The 17,565-nt window shown below is 66.1% G+C and carries 15 protein-coding genes, 4 tRNA genes and 1 pseudogene; 19 read left to right on the top strand and 1 reads right to left on the bottom strand.

Translation table 11 applies throughout. The features are described 5' to 3' along the window. Window positions 1-42: 42 nt before the first annotated feature. On the top strand, window positions 43-726 hold the full coding sequence (gene gph, locus ACK42S_RS01215; RefSeq protein WP_409702416.1) for a phosphoglycolate phosphatase: 684 nt from the start codon (window positions 43-45) through the stop codon (window positions 724-726). On the opposite strand, the gene ACK42S_RS01210 is transcribed toward gph, so the two are convergent. After that, window positions 723-1,427, bottom strand: a complete 705-nt coding sequence (locus ACK42S_RS01210; protein ID WP_409702415.1) for a chalcone isomerase family protein — start codon at window positions 1,425-1,427, stop codon at window positions 723-725. The genes gph and ACK42S_RS01210 overlap by 4 nt on opposite strands. 393 nt (window positions 1,428-1,820) lie before the next feature. On the opposite strand from ACK42S_RS01210, the gene trpE reads away from it, so the two are divergent. From trpE to ACK42S_RS01120, 18 genes and pseudogenes are all read left to right on the top strand, one after another. Continuing rightward, entirely contained in the window at window positions 1,821-3,305 is a 1,485-nt protein-coding gene (gene trpE, locus ACK42S_RS01205; protein ID WP_409702413.1) for an anthranilate synthase component I, read from the top strand. A gap of 17 nt (window positions 3,306-3,322) precedes the next feature. Continuing rightward, on the top strand, window positions 3,323-3,904 hold the full coding sequence (locus ACK42S_RS01200) for an anthranilate synthase component II (RefSeq protein WP_409702411.1): 582 nt from the start codon (window positions 3,323-3,325) through the stop codon (window positions 3,902-3,904). A 10-nt stretch (window positions 3,905-3,914) separates the two neighbouring features. Continuing rightward, on the top strand, window positions 3,915-4,952 hold the full coding sequence (gene trpD / locus ACK42S_RS01195) for an anthranilate phosphoribosyltransferase (RefSeq protein WP_409702409.1): 1,038 nt from the start codon (window positions 3,915-3,917) through the stop codon (window positions 4,950-4,952). A 1-nt stretch (window position 4,953) separates the two neighbouring features. Next, window positions 4,954-5,742, top strand: a complete 789-nt coding sequence (gene trpC, locus ACK42S_RS01190; RefSeq protein WP_409702407.1) for an indole-3-glycerol phosphate synthase TrpC — start codon at window positions 4,954-4,956, stop codon at window positions 5,740-5,742. Window positions 5,743-5,789: 47 nt separating this feature from the next. Continuing rightward, complete coding sequence (locus ACK42S_RS01185) at window positions 5,790-6,479, top strand: uracil-DNA glycosylase (RefSeq protein ID WP_409702466.1); 690 nt, start codon at window positions 5,790-5,792, stop codon at window positions 6,477-6,479. Between the two features lie 66 nt (window positions 6,480-6,545). Next, a tRNA-Tyr gene (locus ACK42S_RS01180) sits at window positions 6,546-6,631 on the top strand. 78 nt (window positions 6,632-6,709) lie between these two features. Beyond that, window positions 6,710-6,783 (top strand) — tRNA-Gly (locus ACK42S_RS01175). A 57-nt stretch (window positions 6,784-6,840) separates the two neighbouring features. Continuing rightward, a tRNA-Thr gene (locus ACK42S_RS01170) sits at window positions 6,841-6,915 on the top strand. A gap of 48 nt (window positions 6,916-6,963) precedes the next feature. Continuing rightward, a complete protein-coding gene (tuf, locus tag ACK42S_RS01165) occupies window positions 6,964-8,154 on the top strand; it encodes an elongation factor Tu (protein ID WP_409702405.1) in 1,191 nt (396 codons plus the stop codon). Between the two features lie 13 nt (window positions 8,155-8,167). Continuing rightward, a tRNA-Trp gene (locus ACK42S_RS01160) sits at window positions 8,168-8,243 on the top strand. A gap of 154 nt (window positions 8,244-8,397) precedes the next feature. Beyond that, complete coding sequence (secE, locus tag ACK42S_RS01155; RefSeq protein WP_409702403.1) at window positions 8,398-8,781, top strand: preprotein translocase subunit SecE; 384 nt, start codon at window positions 8,398-8,400, stop codon at window positions 8,779-8,781. A 10-nt stretch (window positions 8,782-8,791) separates the two neighbouring features. Further along, the gene (nusG, locus tag ACK42S_RS01150) at window positions 8,792-9,349 is read left to right on the top strand and encodes a transcription termination/antitermination protein NusG (RefSeq protein ID WP_409702401.1); all 558 of its coding nucleotides are present in this window, start codon (window positions 8,792-8,794) and stop codon (window positions 9,347-9,349) included. Window positions 9,350-9,511: 162 nt separating this feature from the next. Then, window positions 9,512-9,943 carry a 50S ribosomal protein L11 gene (rplK, locus tag ACK42S_RS01145; protein ID WP_409702399.1) on the top strand — a complete coding sequence of 144 codons (432 nt, stop codon included), beginning with the start codon at window positions 9,512-9,514 and terminating at the stop codon, window positions 9,941-9,943. Window positions 9,944-9,945: 2 nt separating this feature from the next. Continuing rightward, on the top strand, window positions 9,946-10,653 hold the full coding sequence (rplA, locus tag ACK42S_RS01140; RefSeq protein WP_409702397.1) for a 50S ribosomal protein L1: 708 nt from the start codon (window positions 9,946-9,948) through the stop codon (window positions 10,651-10,653). Between the two features lie 282 nt (window positions 10,654-10,935). Further along, complete coding sequence (rplJ, locus tag ACK42S_RS01135; protein ID WP_409702395.1) at window positions 10,936-11,436, top strand: 50S ribosomal protein L10; 501 nt, start codon at window positions 10,936-10,938, stop codon at window positions 11,434-11,436. A 41-nt stretch (window positions 11,437-11,477) separates the two neighbouring features. Further along, window positions 11,478-11,855 (top strand): 50S ribosomal protein L7/L12, encoded by a 378-nt coding sequence (gene rplL, locus ACK42S_RS01130; protein ID WP_409702393.1) that lies wholly within the window; start codon window positions 11,478-11,480, stop codon window positions 11,853-11,855. A gap of 300 nt (window positions 11,856-12,155) precedes the next feature. Continuing rightward, entirely contained in the window at window positions 12,156-16,277 is a 4,122-nt protein-coding gene (rpoB, locus tag ACK42S_RS01125; protein ID WP_409702392.1) for a DNA-directed RNA polymerase subunit beta, read from the top strand. A 20-nt stretch (window positions 16,278-16,297) separates the two neighbouring features. After that, window positions 16,298-17,565, top strand: a pseudogene (locus ACK42S_RS01120) (DNA-directed RNA polymerase subunit beta'); the annotation flags it as partial.

Below are 17,565 nucleotides of genomic sequence, written 5' to 3'. Positions count from 1 at the left end.
CTGAGCGTTGCGGGCGATACTGCGCACCCACTGCCGCAGTCCATGGATCCGATGTTTCCCTCGCTGCCACTGCACGCCGCCATCGTCGACCTCGACGGCACGATGGTCGACACCCTGGGCGACTTCGTCGTCGCCCTCAACCGTTGCCTGGACGACCTGGGCCTGCCCCGCGTCGGCCGTGGCTTCGTCGAACGCACGGTCGGCAAGGGCTCGGAGCATCTGCTGCGCAGCACGCTGGCGCATGTCGGAGCCGATCCCGCCCTCTACGAGGCGGCCTGGGCCCGCTACCAGGCGCACTACCTGGCCGTCAACGGCGAACAGGCGCAGGTCTTCCCGGGGGTGATGCAGGGGCTGGCCTGGTTGCGCGCGCGCGGCCTACGGCTGGCCTGTCTCACGAACAAGCCCACGGCCTTCGCCCAGCCCCTGCTGGTGCGCAAGGGCCTGGCCGGATACTTCGAGCAGGTTTTCGGCGGCGACGCCTTCGAGCGCAAGAAGCCCGATCCGCTGCCCCTGCTGCGCACCTGCGAGGCCCTGCGCAGCGAACCGTCGCGCACGCTGATGATCGGGGACTCGAGCAACGACGCCCAGGCGGCTCACGCTGCAGGTTGCCCGGTGGTGCTGGTCACCTATGGCTACAACCACGGCGAGGACGTCCGCGCCGTGCCGGCACTGGCGCACCTCGACCGGCTCGACCAGCTCGAGAGCTGGCTGGCCCGCTGGCCCTAGGTGCCGGTCTCGTTGCCGGGCGGCATCTTGCCGAGCAGGGCGTCCTTCAGGTTGGCGTCGGCCGGCTCCTGCCCCAGCCAGATCTTCATCAACGAGCTGTAGAACTCCGGCTCCTTGATCGGCTCGGCTGCGGGCTTGCCATTGATCAGGATGGTCGTGCCCTGGCCCGGAATCCAGTCCACCTGGAAGGATTCACCGCTGGCCAGTCGTTTCTTCATGGCGAAGATCTCGCCCATCTTGATCGTGCCCGGGATGGATTTGACGAAATCCTCGCGCGAGGCGTTCTTTTCCATCCCTCGCGTGAAGAGCTTGCCCAGTTCGTTGGCGTCGATGTCACGCAGCATCACGATGTTCAGCCGCTTCGGGCCGGGCGCCGTCAGCACGGCCTGGGGCGTTTGTGCCTTCTGGGTGAGGTACAGCCCCGCCGCGTAGACGCGAAACACCGCCCGGAACCGCACGCCCGCGCCGTTGAGTTGCAGGCGCTGGCCGGCCAGCGTGATCTCGCTGTCGAACTTCGTGCCCAGCACGTCCACCGTCGACCGAGGGGCGGCTGCGGTGGCGGCCGCTGGGGGCACGCCGGGGGCGCCCTGGGCCTGGACCCAGGCCGGGCACGCCACCAAGGCCAGGGCCCACGCAAGCCGACGGGACACGGGGGGAAGGGCCGGGCGGCGGGCGCCGGCCGGACGGGTGTGCAAGCGCATGGTGAACTGCTCTCCTCGACGAACCGGCCACACCACTGGCCGTGGCCTGCGATGGTGCACGATCCCCGAGACGAATGCATCGGGAAAAACGCACGAACGTTCGTTATTGGTGGGGTCGGTTGGCCCGGCGGGAGCGGCCTGCTACACTGCAACGCATGTTTCTTTCTCGCAAACTAACCAGGGGTCAGAACGACCGGGGAGCCTGGCCCTGGCGTCGCCCGCGTTTGCCGGTTTAGTTTGCCGCATCCCCGCACCGCGGCCGGGCCTGGCGCCCGTGTCACCGCCCGTGCGGGCCCGGCGCCCGAGGAATCCTCTGATCGGGGATTCCGCCCAGAGACCACCCGCACGGCCCGTGGTGCCTTTTCAAGGTGCCCCCGTGCCCAGGAGGGCCCCGTGATCACCGAACTCGAATTCAAGAGCCTGTCCCAGCAAGGCTACAACCGCATTCCGCTCATCGCCGAGGCGTTTGCCGACCTCGAAACCCCACTCTCGTTGTACCTGAAGCTCGCCTACGGCAGCGGCCAGGGCCGCCACAGTTTCCTGCTGGAGTCCGTCGTCGGCGGCGAGCGCTTCGGGCGCTACTCCTTCATCGGCCTGCCCGCGCGCACCTGGCTGCGCAGCACCGGCCCGGTCACCGAGGTCTACACCGACGGCCAGATCGTCGAGCGCCACGAGGGCAACCCGCTGGATTTCATTGCGCAGTACCAGTCGCGCTTCAAGGTGGCGCTGCGCCCCGGGCTGCCGCGCTTTTGCGGCGGGCTGGCGGGCTACTTCGGCTATGACACCGTGCGCTACATCGAGCCTCGGCTCGCCAGGGGGCGCAAGGACGGCGGGATCGGCACGCCCGACATCTTTCTGCTGCAGACCGAGGAACTGGCCGTCATCGACAACCTCTCGGGCCGGCTCTACCTCATCGTCTATGCCGACCCGCGTGAGCCCGAGGCCTATTTCCGGGCCAAGCGCCGCCTGGCCGAACTCACCGACAAGCTCAAGTACAGCGTCACCGCGCCGCCGGTGCGCCGCGGCGTCTCGCACCCGGTGGAACGCGAATTCGCCAAGGACGACTACCTGGCCGCGGTGCTCAAGGCCAAGGAATACATCGCCGCCGGCGACATGATGCAGGTGCAGATCGGCCAGCGGCTGAAGAAGCGCTACACCGAGTCGCCACTGTCGCTGTACCGCGCGCTGCGCTCGCTCAACCCCTCGCCCTACATGTATTTCTACGACATGGGCGACTTCCAGATCGTGGGCGCCTCGCCCGAGATCCTCGTGCGCCACGAGCATGCGCCCGAGGGCGAGAAGATCACCATCCGGCCGATCGCCGGCACCCGCCCGCGCGGCGCCACGCCCGAGCAGGACAAGGCGCTGGAAGAGGAGCTGCTGGCCGACCCCAAGGAGCGCGCCGAGCATCTCATGCTCATCGACCTGGCGCGCAACGACATCGGCCGCATCGCCCAGACCGGCAGCGTCAAGGTGACCGAGGCCTTCGTCGTCGAGCGCTACTCCCATGTGATGCACATCGTCAGCAACGTCGAAGGCCTGCTCAAGCCGGGCATGACCAACCTCGACGTCCTGCGCGCCAGCTTCCCCGCCGGCACCCTCACCGGGGCGCCCAAGATCCGCGCGATGGAGATCATCGACGAACTCGAGCCGGTCCAGCGCGGCATCTACGGTGGCGCCTGCGGCTACCTCAGCTTCGCGGGGGACATGGACGTGGCCATCGCCATCCGCACCGGCATTGTCAAAGACAACACCCTGTACGTGCAGGCCGCGGCCGGCGTGGTGGCCGATTCGGTGCCCGAGATGGAATGGCGCGAGACCGAGGTGAAGGCCCGTGCCCTGATCCGCGCGGCCGAGCTGGTGGAAGAAGGCTTCTGAGCGCGAAGGAGACGACCATGCTGCTGATGATCGACAACTACGACTCCTTCACCTACAACCTTGTGCAGTACTTCGGCGAACTGGGCGAGGAGGTGCGCGTCTTCCGCAACGACGAGATCACGCTCGAAGGCATCGCAGGCCTCAAGCCCGACCACCTCGTGCTCTCGCCCGGCCCGTGCTCGCCGGCCGAGGCCGGCATCTGCATCGAGGCCATCCGCCATTTCATGGGGCAGCTGCCCATCCTGGGCGTGTGCCTGGGTCACCAGAGCATCGGCGCGGCCCTGGGCGGGCGCATCGTGCGCGCCCAGGTGCAGATGCATGGCAAGCTCAGCACCATCACCACCGACGGACGGGGCGTCTACACCGGCCTGCCCCGCCAGTTCAGCGTGGTGCGCTACCACTCGCTGGCCATCGAGCGCGAGACCTTGCCGGCCGAGCTGGAGATCACCGCCACCACCGACGATGGCGAGATCATGGGCGTGCGCCACACCGCCCTGGCCGGCACCCGCACGCCGCTGGAGGGGGTGCAGTTCCACCCGGAGTCCATCCTCAGCGAGCACGGCCACGCGATGCTGAAGAACTTCCTGAACTTGCACTGAGGAGGCACCGATGCCCATCACCAACACCGAGGCCCTGACCCGTGTCATCGAGCATCGCGAGATCTTCCACGACGAGATGCTCGCGCTGATGCGGCGCATCATGAGCGGCGAGATGTCGCCGGTGATGATTGCCGCCTTGGCCATCGGCCTGCGCGTCAAGAAAGAAACCATCGGCGAGATCGCCGCCGCCGCCCAGGTCATGCGCGAGTTCGCCACGCCGGTGCCGGTGCCTGACAAGACCCATCTCGTCGACCTGTGCGGCACCGGCGGCGATGCGGCCCACACCTTCAACATCTCCACCGCCGCGATGATCGTGGCCGCAGCCGCCGGTGCGCGCGTGGCCAAACACGGCGGGCGGGCGGTCTCGTCCAGCACCGGCAGTGCCGACGTGCTCGAGGCCCTGGGGGCCAACATCATGCTGACGCCCGAGCAGGTGGCCACCTGCCTGGCCGAGACCGGCATCGGCTTCATGTTCGCCCCCAACCACCACGGCTCGATGAAGCACGCCGCGCCGGTGCGCAAGGAGCTGGGCGTGCGCACCCTCTTCAACATCCTGGGGCCGCTCACCAACCCGGCCGGCGCCCCCCACCAGCTCATGGGCGTTTTCCACCCCGACCTGGTGGGCATCCAGGTGCGCGTGCTGCAGCGCCTGGGCGCCGAGCACGTGATGATCGTCTACGGCATGAACGGCATGGACGAGATCTCGCTGTCGGGCGAGACGATGGTCGGTGAGCTCAAGGATGGCGAAGTGCGCGAGTACACCGTCCACCCGGCCGACTTCGGCCTGCCGGTCTACGACGCCCGCGTGCTGCGTGTGGCCAGCAAGGAGGAGTCGGTGCAATGCATCCAGCGTGCGCTGGCCAACGAGGACGGCCCGGTGCGTGACATCGTGCTGCTCAATGCTGCGGGGGCGCTGTACTGCGCCAACGTCGCCCCGTCCATCACCGAGGGCGTGCGCCTGGCCCGCGAGGCCGTGGCCTCGGGCAAGGCCCTGGCCAAGCTCAGCCAGTTCGTCGCCGTCACCCAGAAACTGGGCGGGAAGGGTTGAGATGAGCGACATCCTGCACCGCATCGTCGAGGTCAAGCGCGAGGAGGTGGCTGCCGCCCGTTGCGCGCGCGACCCGCCCAGCCCGCGCCGACAGGCCGAGGCACTCGGCGGCCAGCGCGACTTCGTCGGCGCCCTGCGTCAACGCATTGCCGCCGGCGGCGCCGGCGTGATTGCCGAGGTCAAGAAGGCCAGCCCCAGCAAGGGCGTGCTGCGCGAGCACTTCGTGCCCGCCGAGATCGCCGCCAGCTACGCCCGCCACGGCGCGGCCTGCCTGTCGGTGCTCACCGATGAGCGCTTCTTCCAGGGGGCGCCGCAATACCTGCACGAGGCCCGGGCCGCCTGCACGCTGCCGGTGCTGCGCAAGGACTTCATGATCGACGAATACCAGGTCGTCGAGGCCCGTGCCTGGGGAGCCGATTGCATCCTGCTGATCGCCGCCTGCCTGGACGATGCGCAGATGGCCGACCTCGAGGCCGTGGCGCTCGGTCTGGGCATGGCGGTGCTGGTGGAGGTGCACGACGGTGCCGAACTCGAGCGGGCCTTGCGCCTGAAGACCCCGCTGGTGGGCATCAACAACCGCGACCTGCGCAGCTTCGAGGTCCGCCTGGACACCACGCTGGGCCTGCTGCCCGCGGTGCCGTCCGACCGCCTGCTGGTCACCGAATCGGGCATCCTCACGCGCGCCGACGTGCGGCGCATGCGCGAGGCGGGCGTGCATGCCTTCCTCGTTGGCGAAGCCTTCATGCGTGCCGACGATCCCGGCCAGGCCCTGGCGGCCCTGTTCGCGTGAGCGCCCAGGCCGAGCTCTTCGCCCCGGCGGGCGAGGCCGACAACCGTCTGCGCGAGCCACTGGACGCCTGCTTCGACCGCGTCGGGGCAGGCTGGCGGGCCGTGACCGAGACCTTCCGCGCCAGTGAGACCGGGCGCGCGCTCATCGACTTCGTCGACGAGCGCGTGCGCGCCGGCTCGCGGGTCTATCCCGCCCGCGTCTTCCGCGCCCTGGAGGATGGGGGGCCGCAGGCGGTGCGCGTGCTCATCCTCGGCCAGGACCCCTACCACCGGCCCGGACAGGCCCAGGGCCTGGCCTTCTCGGTGCCCGAAGGGCAGCGCCTGCCCCCGAGCCTGCGCAACATCTATCAGGAGGTCAACGACGATACGGGGCGACCATCGCCTGCCAGCGGTGACCTGGGCCGCTGGGCGGCGCAGGGGGTGCTGCTGCTCAACACCGTCCTCACCGTCGAAGAGGGCCGTCCGGGCAGCCACGCTGGCCGCGGCTGGGAGGTTCTCACCGATGCCTTGATCCGCATCGTCTCGGAGCGCTCGCCGGGTTGCGTGTTCCTGCTCTGGGGGGGCAGCGCGCAGGCCAAGCGGGTCCTGATCGATGCGCACCGTCATGCCGTCTTGGCCTGCAACCACCCGTCGCCGCTGTCGGCGCGTCGCCCGCCCGAGCCGTTCCTGGGCTGCCGCCACTTCAGCCGGGCCAACGCCTGGCTGGCCGCGCGCGGGCACGGCGAGATCGCCTGGTGAGCGGCATGGGATCCCGGGGGGCATTGGCAGCGACGAAAACTCAACATATAATCTGTGGTTCGCCGCGGAGGGGTGCCCGAGTGGCTAAAGGGGGCAGACTGTAAATCTGTTGGCTTACGCCTACGCTGGTTCGAATCCAGCCCCCTCCACCAGGCGAAACGATGGAAGGCGTCCGTGCGGGCTTGCTGGCGCGCGGGCGTGACGAGTCGGTGATGGGAAGCGACTCCTTTGCGGGAGTAGTTCAATGGTAGAACCTTAGCCTTCCAAGCTAATGACGCGGGTTCGATTCCCGTCTCCCGCTCCAGCAGGACCGTCGGCACGGGTTTGGGTGACGCGCCCGAGCGCCCAAACCCGTGTCGATGCCCATGTGGCTCAGTGGTAGAGCACTCCCTTGGTAAGGGAGAGGTCACGCGTTCGATCCGCGTCATGGGCACCACCCCTCTCATCGTCCAACCCGGCATTGCGCCGTCAGGAGATCCGAAAAATGGCAAAAGGCAAGTTTGAGCGGACCAAGCCGCACGTGAACGTGGGGACGATTGGTCACGTGGACCATGGCAAGACGACGCTGACGGCGGCGATCACGACGATTCTGGCGTCGAAGTATGGCGGCGAGGCCAAGGCGTACGATCAGATTGATGCGGCGCCGGAGGAGAAGGCGCGCGGGATCACGATCAACACGGCGCACGTGGAGTACGAGACGGCCAACCGTCACTATGCGCACGTGGACTGCCCGGGGCATGCGGACTACGTGAAGAACATGATCACGGGTGCGGCGCAGATGGACGGTGCGATTTTGGTGGTGTCGGCCGCTGACGGCCCGATGCCGCAGACGCGCGAGCACATTTTGCTGGCCCGTCAGGTGGGGGTGCCGTACATCATCGTGTTCCTGAACAAGTGCGACATGGTCGACGACGCCGAGCTGCTGGAGCTCGTCGAGATGGAGGTTCGCGAGCTGCTGTCCAAGTACGAGTTTCCTGGGGACGACACGCCCATCGTGAAGGGTTCGGCCAAGCTGGCGCTCGAAGGCGACAAGGGCGAGCTGGGCGAGCAGGCCATCATGAAGCTGGCCGAGGCGCTGGACACCTACATTCCCACGCCCGAGCGTGCGGTGGACGGCACGTTCCTGATGCCGGTGGAAGACGTGTTCTCGATCTCTGGGCGGGGCACGGTGGTGACCGGTCGTGTGGAGCGCGGCGTCATCAAGGTGGGTGACGAAATCGAGATCGTGGGCATCCGTCCGACGGCCAAGACGACCTGCACGGGCGTGGAGATGTTCCGCAAGCTGCTCGACCAGGGCCAGGCGGGCGACAACGTGGGGATTTTGCTGCGCGGCACCAAGCGGGAGGAAGTCGAGCGCGGCCAGGTGCTGGCCAAGCCGGGCTCGATCACGCCGCACACGCACTTCACGGCCGAGGTGTACGTGCTGAGCAAGGAAGAGGGCGGGCGCCACACGCCGTTCTTCAACAACTACCGTCCGCAGTTTTACTTCCGCACCACCGATGTGACGGGCGCCATTGAGCTGCCCAAGGACAAGGAGATGGTGATGCCGGGCGACAACGTGTCGATCACGGTCAAGCTGATCGCACCGATCGCCATGGAAGAGGGTCTGCGCTTTGCCATCCGCGAAGGCGGCCGCACCGTCGGCGCCGGCGTCGTGGCCAAGATCATCGAGTAAGGAAAGGTGTTCTAGGGGCATAGCTCAATTGGCAGAGCGTCGGTCTCCAAAACCGAAGGTTGGGGGTTCGATTCCCTCTGCCCCTGCCAGATCCTCGAGGTGAATCCACGCGATTGCCAAGACCGGTCTGGTCGCCCAGCAGCCCGCAGGCGGGGCCCGAAAGGGCCCGATGAGCCCGGCGGGCTTTGCTGCTGATAGGTGGTGGGCCTCCTGAGAGTGCCTGCCGCGTTGTAGACAAGACAAATGACCCAAGCTCAAGTCGAAACCGTCTCCACCGGGGCTGACAAGGCCAAACTGGCCGTGGCTGCCCTGCTGGTGCTGGGTGCCGTGGCGGCCTACTACCTGCTGGGCCAGCAGGACGCCTGGGTGCGTGTGCTCGCGCTGCTGGGGCTGCTGCTGGTGGCCGTCGTGGTGTTCTTCACCTCCGAGCCGGGCAGGCAGCTCATCGGCTTCGGCCGCGAGGCCGCCCGCGAGGTGCGCAAGGTCGTCTGGCCCAGCCGCAAGGAGGCGCTGCAGATGACCGGCTACGTCTTCGCCTTCGTGGTGGTGATGGCGCTGTTCCTGTGGCTGACCGACAAGACGCTGGAGTGGGTCCTGTACGACCTGATCCTGGGCTGGAGGGGTTGAGGTGACTGACGTGACGACAACCGCAAACGAAGGCCCGGTCAAACGCTGGTACGTGGTCCATGCCTACTCGGGCATGGAGAAGGCCGTGGAGCGCAATCTGCGCGAGCGCATCGACCGCGCCGGCATGCAAGACAAGTTCGGCCGCATCCTGGTGCCCACCGAAGAGGTGGTCGAGGTCAAGAACGGCAAGAAGGCCGTGACCGAGCGCCGCTTCTTCCCCGGCTACGTGCTGGTGGAAATGGTGATGGACGACGACACCTGGCATCTGGTGAAGCACACCTCGAAGGTGACTGGCTTCGTCGGCGGCGCCAAGAACCGTCCGGTGCCCATCTCGGAAGACGAAGTCATGAAGATCGTCAACCAGATGCAGGAAGGCTTCGAGAAGCCCCGACCCAAGGTTGAGTGGGAGGTGGGTGAGATCGTGCGCGTCAAGGAAGGCCCCTTCACCGACTTCAATGGCGCCATCGAGGAAGTCAACTACGACAAGTCCAAAGTGCGCGTGTCGGTCACCATCTTCGGCCGCGCCACGCCGGTGGAGCTCGATTTCCATCAGGTGGAAAAGGTTTGAGGCCTGGCCGGGGCCCGCCGCACTGTCGTGCAGCGAACCCGGCCCGTTGCTGACGGTGACGTGACACCGTGACGAGGAGCCAGGGGAAGGCGCAAGCCGCGGTCCCTGGCGTTTGTACTCAACACCTCCCGCGTGGCCGCAGGAGGTGTGACTGGAGAAATCATGGCCAAGAAGATTGTCGGCTTCATCAAGCTGCAAATCCCGGCAGGCAAAGCCAATCCTTCGCCTCCGGTGGGTCCGGCGCTGGGTCAGCGCGGCCTGAACATCATGGAGTTCTGCAAGGCGTTCAACGCCCAGACCCAGGGCATGGAGCCCGGTCTGATGCTGCCGGTGGTGATCACCGCGTTTGCAGACAAGTCCTTCACCTTCGTCATCAAGACCCCGCCGGCGACCGTGCTGATCAAGAAGGCACTCAAGCTCGACAAGGGCTCCAGCCGTCCGCACGTCGAGAAGGTGGGCAAGATCACCCGCGCCCAGCTCGAGGAGATCGCCAAGACCAAGCTCAAGGACCTGACGGCCGCCGACCTCGACGCCGCGGTCAAGACGATTGCAGGTTCGGCCCGCTCCATGGGCGTGTCGGTGGAAGGAGTCTGAACATGGCCAAGCTCACGAAGCGTCAAAAGGCCCTGCAGGGCAAGGTGGACAGCACCAAGCTGTACCCGATCGACGAGGCCCTCCAGATCGTCAAGGCGTGCGCCACCGCCAAGTTCGATGAGTCCATCGACGTGGCCGTGCAACTGGGCGTGGATGCCAAGAAGTCTGACCAGGTGGTGCGTGGTGCCGTCGTGCTGCCCAACGGCACCGGCAAGACCAAGCGCGTGGCCGTGTTCGCGCAGGGTGCCAAGGCTGAAGAGGCCAAGGCCGCCGGCGCCGATGTGGTCGGCATGGAAGACCTGGCCGAACAGATCAAAGCCGGCAACATCAATTTCGACGTCGTGATCGCCTCGCCGGACACGATGCGTGTGGTCGGTACCCTCGGCCAGATCCTGGGTCCGCGCGGTCTGATGCCCAACCCCAAGGTCGGCACCGTGACGCCCGATGTGGCCACCGCGGTGAAGAACGCCAAGGCCGGTCAGGTGCAGTTCCGCGTCGACAAGGCCGGCATCGTGCACGGCACGATCGGTCGCCGTTCGTTCGATACCGACAAGCTCAAGGGCAACCTGGCCGCGCTGCTCGAGGCCCTGAACAAGGCCAAGCCGGCCTCCAGCAAGGGCGTCTACCTGCGCAAGGTGGCCGTGTCGTCGACGATGGGTGTGGGCGTGCGTGTGGACGCCGCCTCGATCACCACGGCGCCGAACGCCTGATGTGAACGTGGTGCCGCGCCCGGTCGAAGCGCGGCACCGAAGCATTGGTGGGCCACCTGTGTCCCCGGACGCAGGTGGGCTATCAAAGACCGTTGGCGCAGCCCGCAAGGGCTGCTTAATCGAGGCGAGGGCCGCGAAGGCCGCAGCCGAAGCCAACGCAGATGGCGGTCCCGCTGAACGGATGTGGGACGGATTCGCAAGAACCGTCCGGTTTCCTGAACGCAGGTCGCTGAACCCGGGTGCATCCGTGGCGACACGGATGCGTGATGTGAGGAGCAGACCTTGAGTCTCAATCGCAACGAGAAAGCAACCGTCGTGGCGGAAGTGGCGGCCCAGGCGGCCAAGTCACAGACGCTGGCGCTGGCCGAGTACCGTGGACTCACCGTCGCCCAGATGGACGCGCTGCGCAGGCAGGCGCGCGAAAAGGGGGTGTACCTTCACGTGCTGAAGAACACCCTTGCGCGCCGTGCCGTGGCCGGCACGTCCTTCGAGGTGGTCGGTGACCACATGGTCGGTCCGCTGATCTACGGTTTTTCGGAAGACGCCGTGGCGGCGGCCAAGATCCTGGCCGATTTTGCCAAGGGCAACGACAAGCTGGTCCTGAAGGCCGGTGCGTACAACGGCAAGGCGCTGGACAGCGAGGGCATCAAGGCCCTGGCGTCCATCCCGAGCAAGGAAGTCCTGCTGTCGCAGCTGGCGGGCCTGCTCATGTCGCCGGTGGCCCGTACCGCGCGCGTCCTGGCCGCGCTGGCCGAGAAGCGCGGTGAGGCCGCAGCCGCCTGACGTCCCCTCTTCAACCTTTTTCAAGATTTAGGAAACCTATCATGGCATTCGACAAAGACGCTTTCCTGGCCGCCCTGGACACCATGTCCGTCATGGAACTCAATGACCTGGTGAAGGCCATCGAGGAGAAGTTCGGCGTGTCCGCCGCCGCGATGGCGGCTCCGGCGGCTGCCGGCGGCGGCGCCGCCGCGGCTGCGGCCGAAGAGAAGACCGAGTTCACCGTGGTGCTGGCCGATGCCGGCGCCAACAAGGTGTCGGTCATCAAGGCCGTGCGCGAGATCACCGGCCTGGGCCTGAAGGAAGCCAAAGACCTGGTGGACGGCGCTCCGAAGCCCGTCAAGGAAGGCATCGCCAAGGCCGACGCCGAGGCCGCCAAGAAGAAGCTGGAAGAAGCCGGCGCCAAGGTCGAGCTCAAGTAATCGGGCGCGACCGCGGGGGCTGGGAGCCTGTTGGGGCCCCCAGCCTTTTGCGCTTTCCGGGGGATGCCCCTGGAGAGCACCTGGAAAGGGGTTTGAAGGCACGATGCCAAGCCTCTTTCCAAGTGTTCTCTGATCCGACTGCAGGAGCACGGCTTTGGTCGGGCCGCGGTGCAATGCCGGGGTTGTCCGCCAGCGGCTGGTAGTGGCCAGCCACCAAGCTTCAGACGCAAGGTCTGGATAGCCAGTCGCCGAACGAAACGCCGTCAACGGCCAGACGGTGGTCTTCGACACGGAGTGTTTATGGCGCAAGCAAAAACCTACAGCTACACCGAGCGCAAGCGCATTCGCAAAAGCTTCGGCAAACGCGAAAGCGTGCTCGATGTTCCCTACCTCCTGACGATGCAGAAGGACTCCTACGTCGCCTTCCTGCAAAAGGACGTACCGCCCGCCCAGCGCAAGCCCGAGGGGCTGCAGGCTGCCTTCCTCTCCGCGTTCCCGATCGTGTCGCACAACGGGTTCGTGGAGATGAAGTTCATCGAGTACAACATCGCCAAGCCTCCGTTCGACGTGCGCGAATGCCAACAGCGGGGCCTGACCTACGCGGCGGCCGTGCGCGCGAAGCTGCAGATGATCATCTATGACCGCGAGAGCCCGCAGGCCAAGACGGTCAAGGAGATCAAGGAGCAGGAGGTCTACATGGGCGAAGTGCCGCTCATGACGGACTACGGCTCCTTCATCGTCAACGGCACCGAGCGCGTGATCGTCTCCCAGCTCCACCGCTCGCCCGGCGTGTTCTTCGAGCACGACAAGGGCAAGACCCACTCCAGCGGCAAGCTGCTGTTTTCCGCGCGCATCATCCCCTACCGCGGCTCCTGGCTCGATTTCGAATTCGACCCGAAGGACATTCTGTACTTCCGCGTCGACCGCCGCCGCAAGATGCCGGTCACGATCCTGCTCAAGGCCATCGGCCTGACGCCCGAGCAGATCCTCGCCCACTTCTTCGTGTTCGACAACTTCCGCCTGATGGACTCGGGCGCCCAGATGGAGTTCGTGGCCGAGCGCCTGAAGGGCGAGGTGGCCCGTTTCGACATCACCGACAAGTCGGGCAATGTCGTCGTCGAGAAGGACAAGCGCATCACCGCGCGCCACACCCGTGTGCTGGAGCAGTCGGGCACGCAGTTCATCACCGTGCCCGAGGATTTCCTCGTCGGCCGTGTGCTGGCGAAGAACCAGATCGACCCCGAGACCGGCGAGATCATCGCCAAGGCCAATGACGAGCTGACCGAATCGCTGCTGAAGAAGCTGCGTGCCGCGGGCATCAAGGACATCCAGTGCCTGTACACCAATGAGCTCGACCAGGGGGGCTACATCAGCCAGACCCTGGCCATCGACGAGACCGCCGACGAGCTGGCCGCCCGTGTGGCGATCTACCGCATGATGCGCCCCGGCGAGCCCCCGACGGAGGATGCCGTCCAGGCCCTGTTCAACCGGCTGTTCTACAACCCCGACACCTACGACCTGTCGCGCGTGGGCCGCATGAAGTTCAACGCCCGGGTGGGCCGCGACACGGCCGAAGGCGCGATGACGCTGTCCAACGAGGACATCCTCGACGTCGTGAAGATCCTGGTGGATCTGCGCAACGGACGCGGCGAAGTCGACGACATCGACCACCTGGGCAACCGCCGCGTGCGCTGCGTGGGCGAGCTGGCCGAGAACCAGTACCGTTCGGGCCTGGCCCGCATCGAGAAGGCCGTCAAGGAGCGCCTGGGCCAGGCCGAGACCGAGTCCCTGATGCCGCACGACCTGATCAACTCCAAGCCGATCTCCGCGGCACTGAAGGAGTTCTTCGGGGCGAGCCAGCTCTCGCAGTTCATGGACCAGACCAATCCGCTGTCGGAGATCACGCACAAGCGCCGCGTCTCGGCCCTTGGCCCGGGCGGTCTGACCCGCGAGCGTGCCGGCTTCGAGGTGCGCGACGTGCACCCGACGCACTACGGCCGCGTGTGCCCGATCGAGACACCGGAAGGCCCGAACATCGGCCTGATCAACTCGCTGGCCCTGTACGCGCGCCTGAACGAGTACGGCTTCCTCGAGACGCCGTATCGCCGGGTGGTCGATGGCAAGGTCACCAACGAGATCGAGTACCTGTCGGCCATCCAGGAAGGCAAGTACGTCATCGCCCAGGCCAACGCGACGCTGGACAAGGACGGCCGCCTCATCGACGAGCTGGTGTCCGCGCGCGAGCACGGCGAGTCGGTGCTGACCTCGCCTGAGCGTATTCAGTACATGGACGTGGCGCCGACCCAGATCGTGTCCGTGGCGGCCTCGCTCGTGCCCTTCCTGGAGCACGATGACGCGAACCGGGCGCTGATGGGTGCGAACATGCAGCGCCAAGCCGTGCCGGTGCTGCGTCCCGAGAAGGCCTTCGTGGGCACGGGTGTCGAGCGTGTGGCCGCCAAGGACTCGGGCACCGTCGTGGCCGCCCGCCGTGGCGGCGTGGTGGACTATGTCGATACCAACCGCATCGTGATCCGCGTCAACGACGAGGAGACGGTGGTCGGCGAAGTCGGCGTGGACATCTACAACCTCATCAAGTACCAGCGCTCCAACCAGAACACCAACATCCACCAGCGCCCCATCGTGCGGCGCGGGGATCAGGTGCAAGCTGGCGACATCATTGCCGATGGCGCCTCCACCGACATCGGCGAACTGGCCCTGGGCCAGAACATGCTGGTGGCCTTCATGCCCTGGAACGGCTACAACTTCGAGGACTCCATCCTCATCAGCGAGCGTGTCGTCGCCGACGACCGCTACACCTCGATCCACATCGAGGAACTGGTGGTGATGGCCCGCGACACCAAGCTGGGCCCGGAGGAGATCACCCGCGACATCCCGAACCTGTCCGAGCACCAGCTCTCGCGCCTGGACGAATCTGGCATCGTCTACATCGGCGCCGAGGTGCAGGCCGGCGACGTGCTGGTCGGCAAGGTCACCCCCAAGGGCGAAACCACGCTGACGCCGGAGGAAAAGCTGCTGCGTGCCATCTTCGGCGAGAAGGCCTCCGACGTGAAGGACACCTCGCTGCGCGTGGATCAGGGCACGGCTGGCACCGTCATCGACGTGCAGGTCTTCACCCGCGAAGGCATCCAGCGTGACAAGCGTGCCCAGCAGATCATCGACGACGAACTCAAGCGCTTCCGCCTGGACCTCAACGACCAGTTGCGCATCGTCGAGGCCGACGCCTTCGACCGGATCGAGAAGCTGCTGGTGGGCAAAACTGCCAACGGCGGTCCGAAGAAGCTGGCCAAGGGCACGACGATCACCAAGGACTATCTCGCCGAGGTCGAGAAGTACCACTGGTTCGACATCCGGCCGGCCGACGAAGACGTGGCCAACCAGCTCGAGTCGATCAAGAACTCGCTCGAACAGACCCGCCACAGCTTCGACCTGGCCTTCGAAGAGAAGCGCAAGAAACTCACGCAGGGCGACGAGTTGCCCGCGGGTGTGCTCAAGATGGTGAAGGTGTACCTGGCCGTCAAGCGCCGCCTGCAGCCCGGCGACAAGATGGCCGGCCGCCACGGCAACAAGGGGGTGGTCTCCAAGATCGTGCCGGTCGAGGACATGCCCTACATGGCCGACGGCACGCCCGCCGACATCGTGCTCAACCCTCTGGGCGTGCCTTCGCGCATGAACGTGGGGCAGGTGCTGGAAGTGCACCTGGGCTGGGCCGCCAAAGGCATCGGTCAGCGTATCGGCGACATGTTGCAACGCGAAGCCCGCGTGGCCGAACTGCGCAAGTTCCTCGACGAGCTCTACAACAAGTCCGGTGGCCGCACCGAGGATCTCAGCCAACTCAGCGACGACGAGATCCTCGAGATGGCGCACAACCTGTCGCAGGGCGTGCCCTTCGCGACGCCGGTTTTCGACGGCGCGACCGAGGAGGAGATCCGCGCGATGCTGCAGCTCGCCTACCCGGACGACATCGCGGCCAAGAAGGGGCTGACGTCCACGCGCACCCAGGCCACGCTCTACGACGGCCGCACGGGCGATGCCTTCGAGCGTCCGGTCACCGTGGGCTACATGCACGTGCTCAAGCTGCACCACCTGGTGGACGACAAGATGCACGCCCGCTCGACCGGCCCGTACAGCCTGGTCACCCAGCAGCCGCTGGGCGGCAAGGCGCAGTTCGGCGGCCAGCGCTTTGGCGAGATGGAAGTCTGGGCGCTGGAGGCCTATGGCGCGTCCTACGTGCTGCAGGAGATGCTGACCGTCAAGTCCGACGACGTGAACGGCCGCACCAAGGTCTACGAGAACATCGTCAAGGGTGAACACGCGATCGACGCCGGCATGCCCGAGTCCTTCAACGTGCTCGTCAAGGAAATTCGTTCGCTGGGTATCGACATCGAGCTCGAGCGCAACTAAAGAAGGAATAGGAGAACCTCATGAAAGGTTTGCTGGACCTGTTCAAGCAGTTCACGCCCGACGAACACTTCGACGCGATCCGCATCGGGCTGGCCTCGCCCGAGAAGATCCGTTCGTGGTCCTTCGGCGAGGTGAAGAAGCCCGAGACCATCAACTACCGCACCTTCAAGCCCGAGCGTGACGGCCTGTTCTGCGCGAAGATCTTCGGCCCGATCAAGGACTACGAGTGCCTGTGCGGAAAGTACAAGCGCCTGAAGCACCGCGGCGTGATCTGCGAGAAGTGCGGCGTTGAGGTGACCCAGACCAAGGTGCGCCGCGAGCGCATGGGCCACATCGACCTGGCCGCGCCCTGTGCGCACATCTGGTTCCTCAAGAGCCTGCCGTCGCGTCTGGGCCTGGTGCTGGACATGACGCTGCGCGACATCGAGCGTGTGCTGTACTTCGAGGCCTACGTGGTCGTCGACCCCGGCATGACTCCGCTGAAGAAGTACAGCATCATGTCCGAGGACGACTATGACGCCAAACGCAAGGAGTACGGCGACGAGTTCGTCGCGATGATGGGCGCCGAGGGCATCAAGAAGCTGCTCGAGGACATGGACCTGGATGTCGAGATCGAGAAGATCCGCAACGACATGACGGGCTCCGAGCTCAAGATCAAGAAGAACTCCAAGCGCTTGAAGGTGCTCGAGGCGTTCAAGAAGTCGGGCATCAAGCCGCAGTGGATGATCATGGATGTGCTGCCGGTGCTGCCGCCGGATCTGCGCCCTCTGGTCCCGCTGGACGGCGGCCGCTTTGCGACCTCCGACCTCAACGATCTGTACCGTCGCGTCATCAACCGCAACAACCGCCTGGCGCGGCTGCTCGAGCTCAAGGCGCCCGAGATCATCGTGCGCAACGAAAAGCGCATGCTGCAAGAGGCCGTGGATTCGTTGCTGGACAACGGCCGCCGCGGCAAGGCGATGACCGGCGCGAACAAGCGTGCACTGAAGTCGCTGGCCGACATGATCAAGGGCAAGGGGGGGCGCTTCCGCCAGAACCTGCTGGGCAAGCGCGTCGACTACTCCGGCCGTTCGGTCATCACCGTGGGCCCGACGCTCAAGCTGCACCAGTGCGGCCTGCCCAAGCTGATGGCTCTGGAACTGTTCAAGCCCTTCATCTTCTCCAAGCTGGAGGCGATGGGCATCGCCACCACGATCAAGGCCGCCAAGAAGGAAGTCGAAGCCGGCACGCCGGTGGTGTGGGACATCTTGGAAGAGGTGATCAAGGAACACCACGTCCTGCTCAACCG

This window comes from Caldimonas sp., from assembly GCF_046289365.1.
Classification (GTDB): domain Bacteria; phylum Pseudomonadota; class Gammaproteobacteria; order Burkholderiales; family Burkholderiaceae_C; genus Caldimonas.
This window is presented reverse-complemented; position numbering and strand designations above follow the sequence as displayed.

Coding starts and splice junctions, on each gene's coding strand:
- secE (WP_409702403.1), top strand. CDS start 8,398: ATGACCCAAGCTCAAGTCGAAACCGTCTCCACCGGGGCTGACAAGGCC.
- rplA (WP_409702397.1), top strand. CDS start 9,946: ATGGCCAAGCTCACGAAGCGTCAAAAGGCCCTGCAGGGCAAGGTGGAC.
- rpoB (WP_409702392.1), top strand. CDS start 12,156: ATGGCGCAAGCAAAAACCTACAGCTACACCGAGCGCAAGCGCATTCGC.
- ACK42S_RS01200 (WP_409702411.1), top strand. CDS start 3,323: ATGCTGCTGATGATCGACAACTACGACTCCTTCACCTACAACCTTGTG.
- tuf (WP_409702405.1), top strand. CDS start 6,964: ATGGCAAAAGGCAAGTTTGAGCGGACCAAGCCGCACGTGAACGTGGGG.
- rplL (WP_409702393.1), top strand. CDS start 11,478: ATGGCATTCGACAAAGACGCTTTCCTGGCCGCCCTGGACACCATGTCC.
- ACK42S_RS01210 (WP_409702415.1), bottom strand. CDS start 1,427: ATGCGCTTGCACACCCGTCCGGCCGGCGCCCGCCGCCCGGCCCTTCCC.
- rplK (WP_409702399.1), top strand. CDS start 9,512: ATGGCCAAGAAGATTGTCGGCTTCATCAAGCTGCAAATCCCGGCAGGC.
- trpC (WP_409702407.1), top strand. CDS start 4,954: ATGAGCGACATCCTGCACCGCATCGTCGAGGTCAAGCGCGAGGAGGTG.
- gph (WP_409702416.1), top strand. CDS start 43: ATGGATCCGATGTTTCCCTCGCTGCCACTGCACGCCGCCATCGTCGAC.
- trpD (WP_409702409.1), top strand. CDS start 3,915: ATGCCCATCACCAACACCGAGGCCCTGACCCGTGTCATCGAGCATCGC.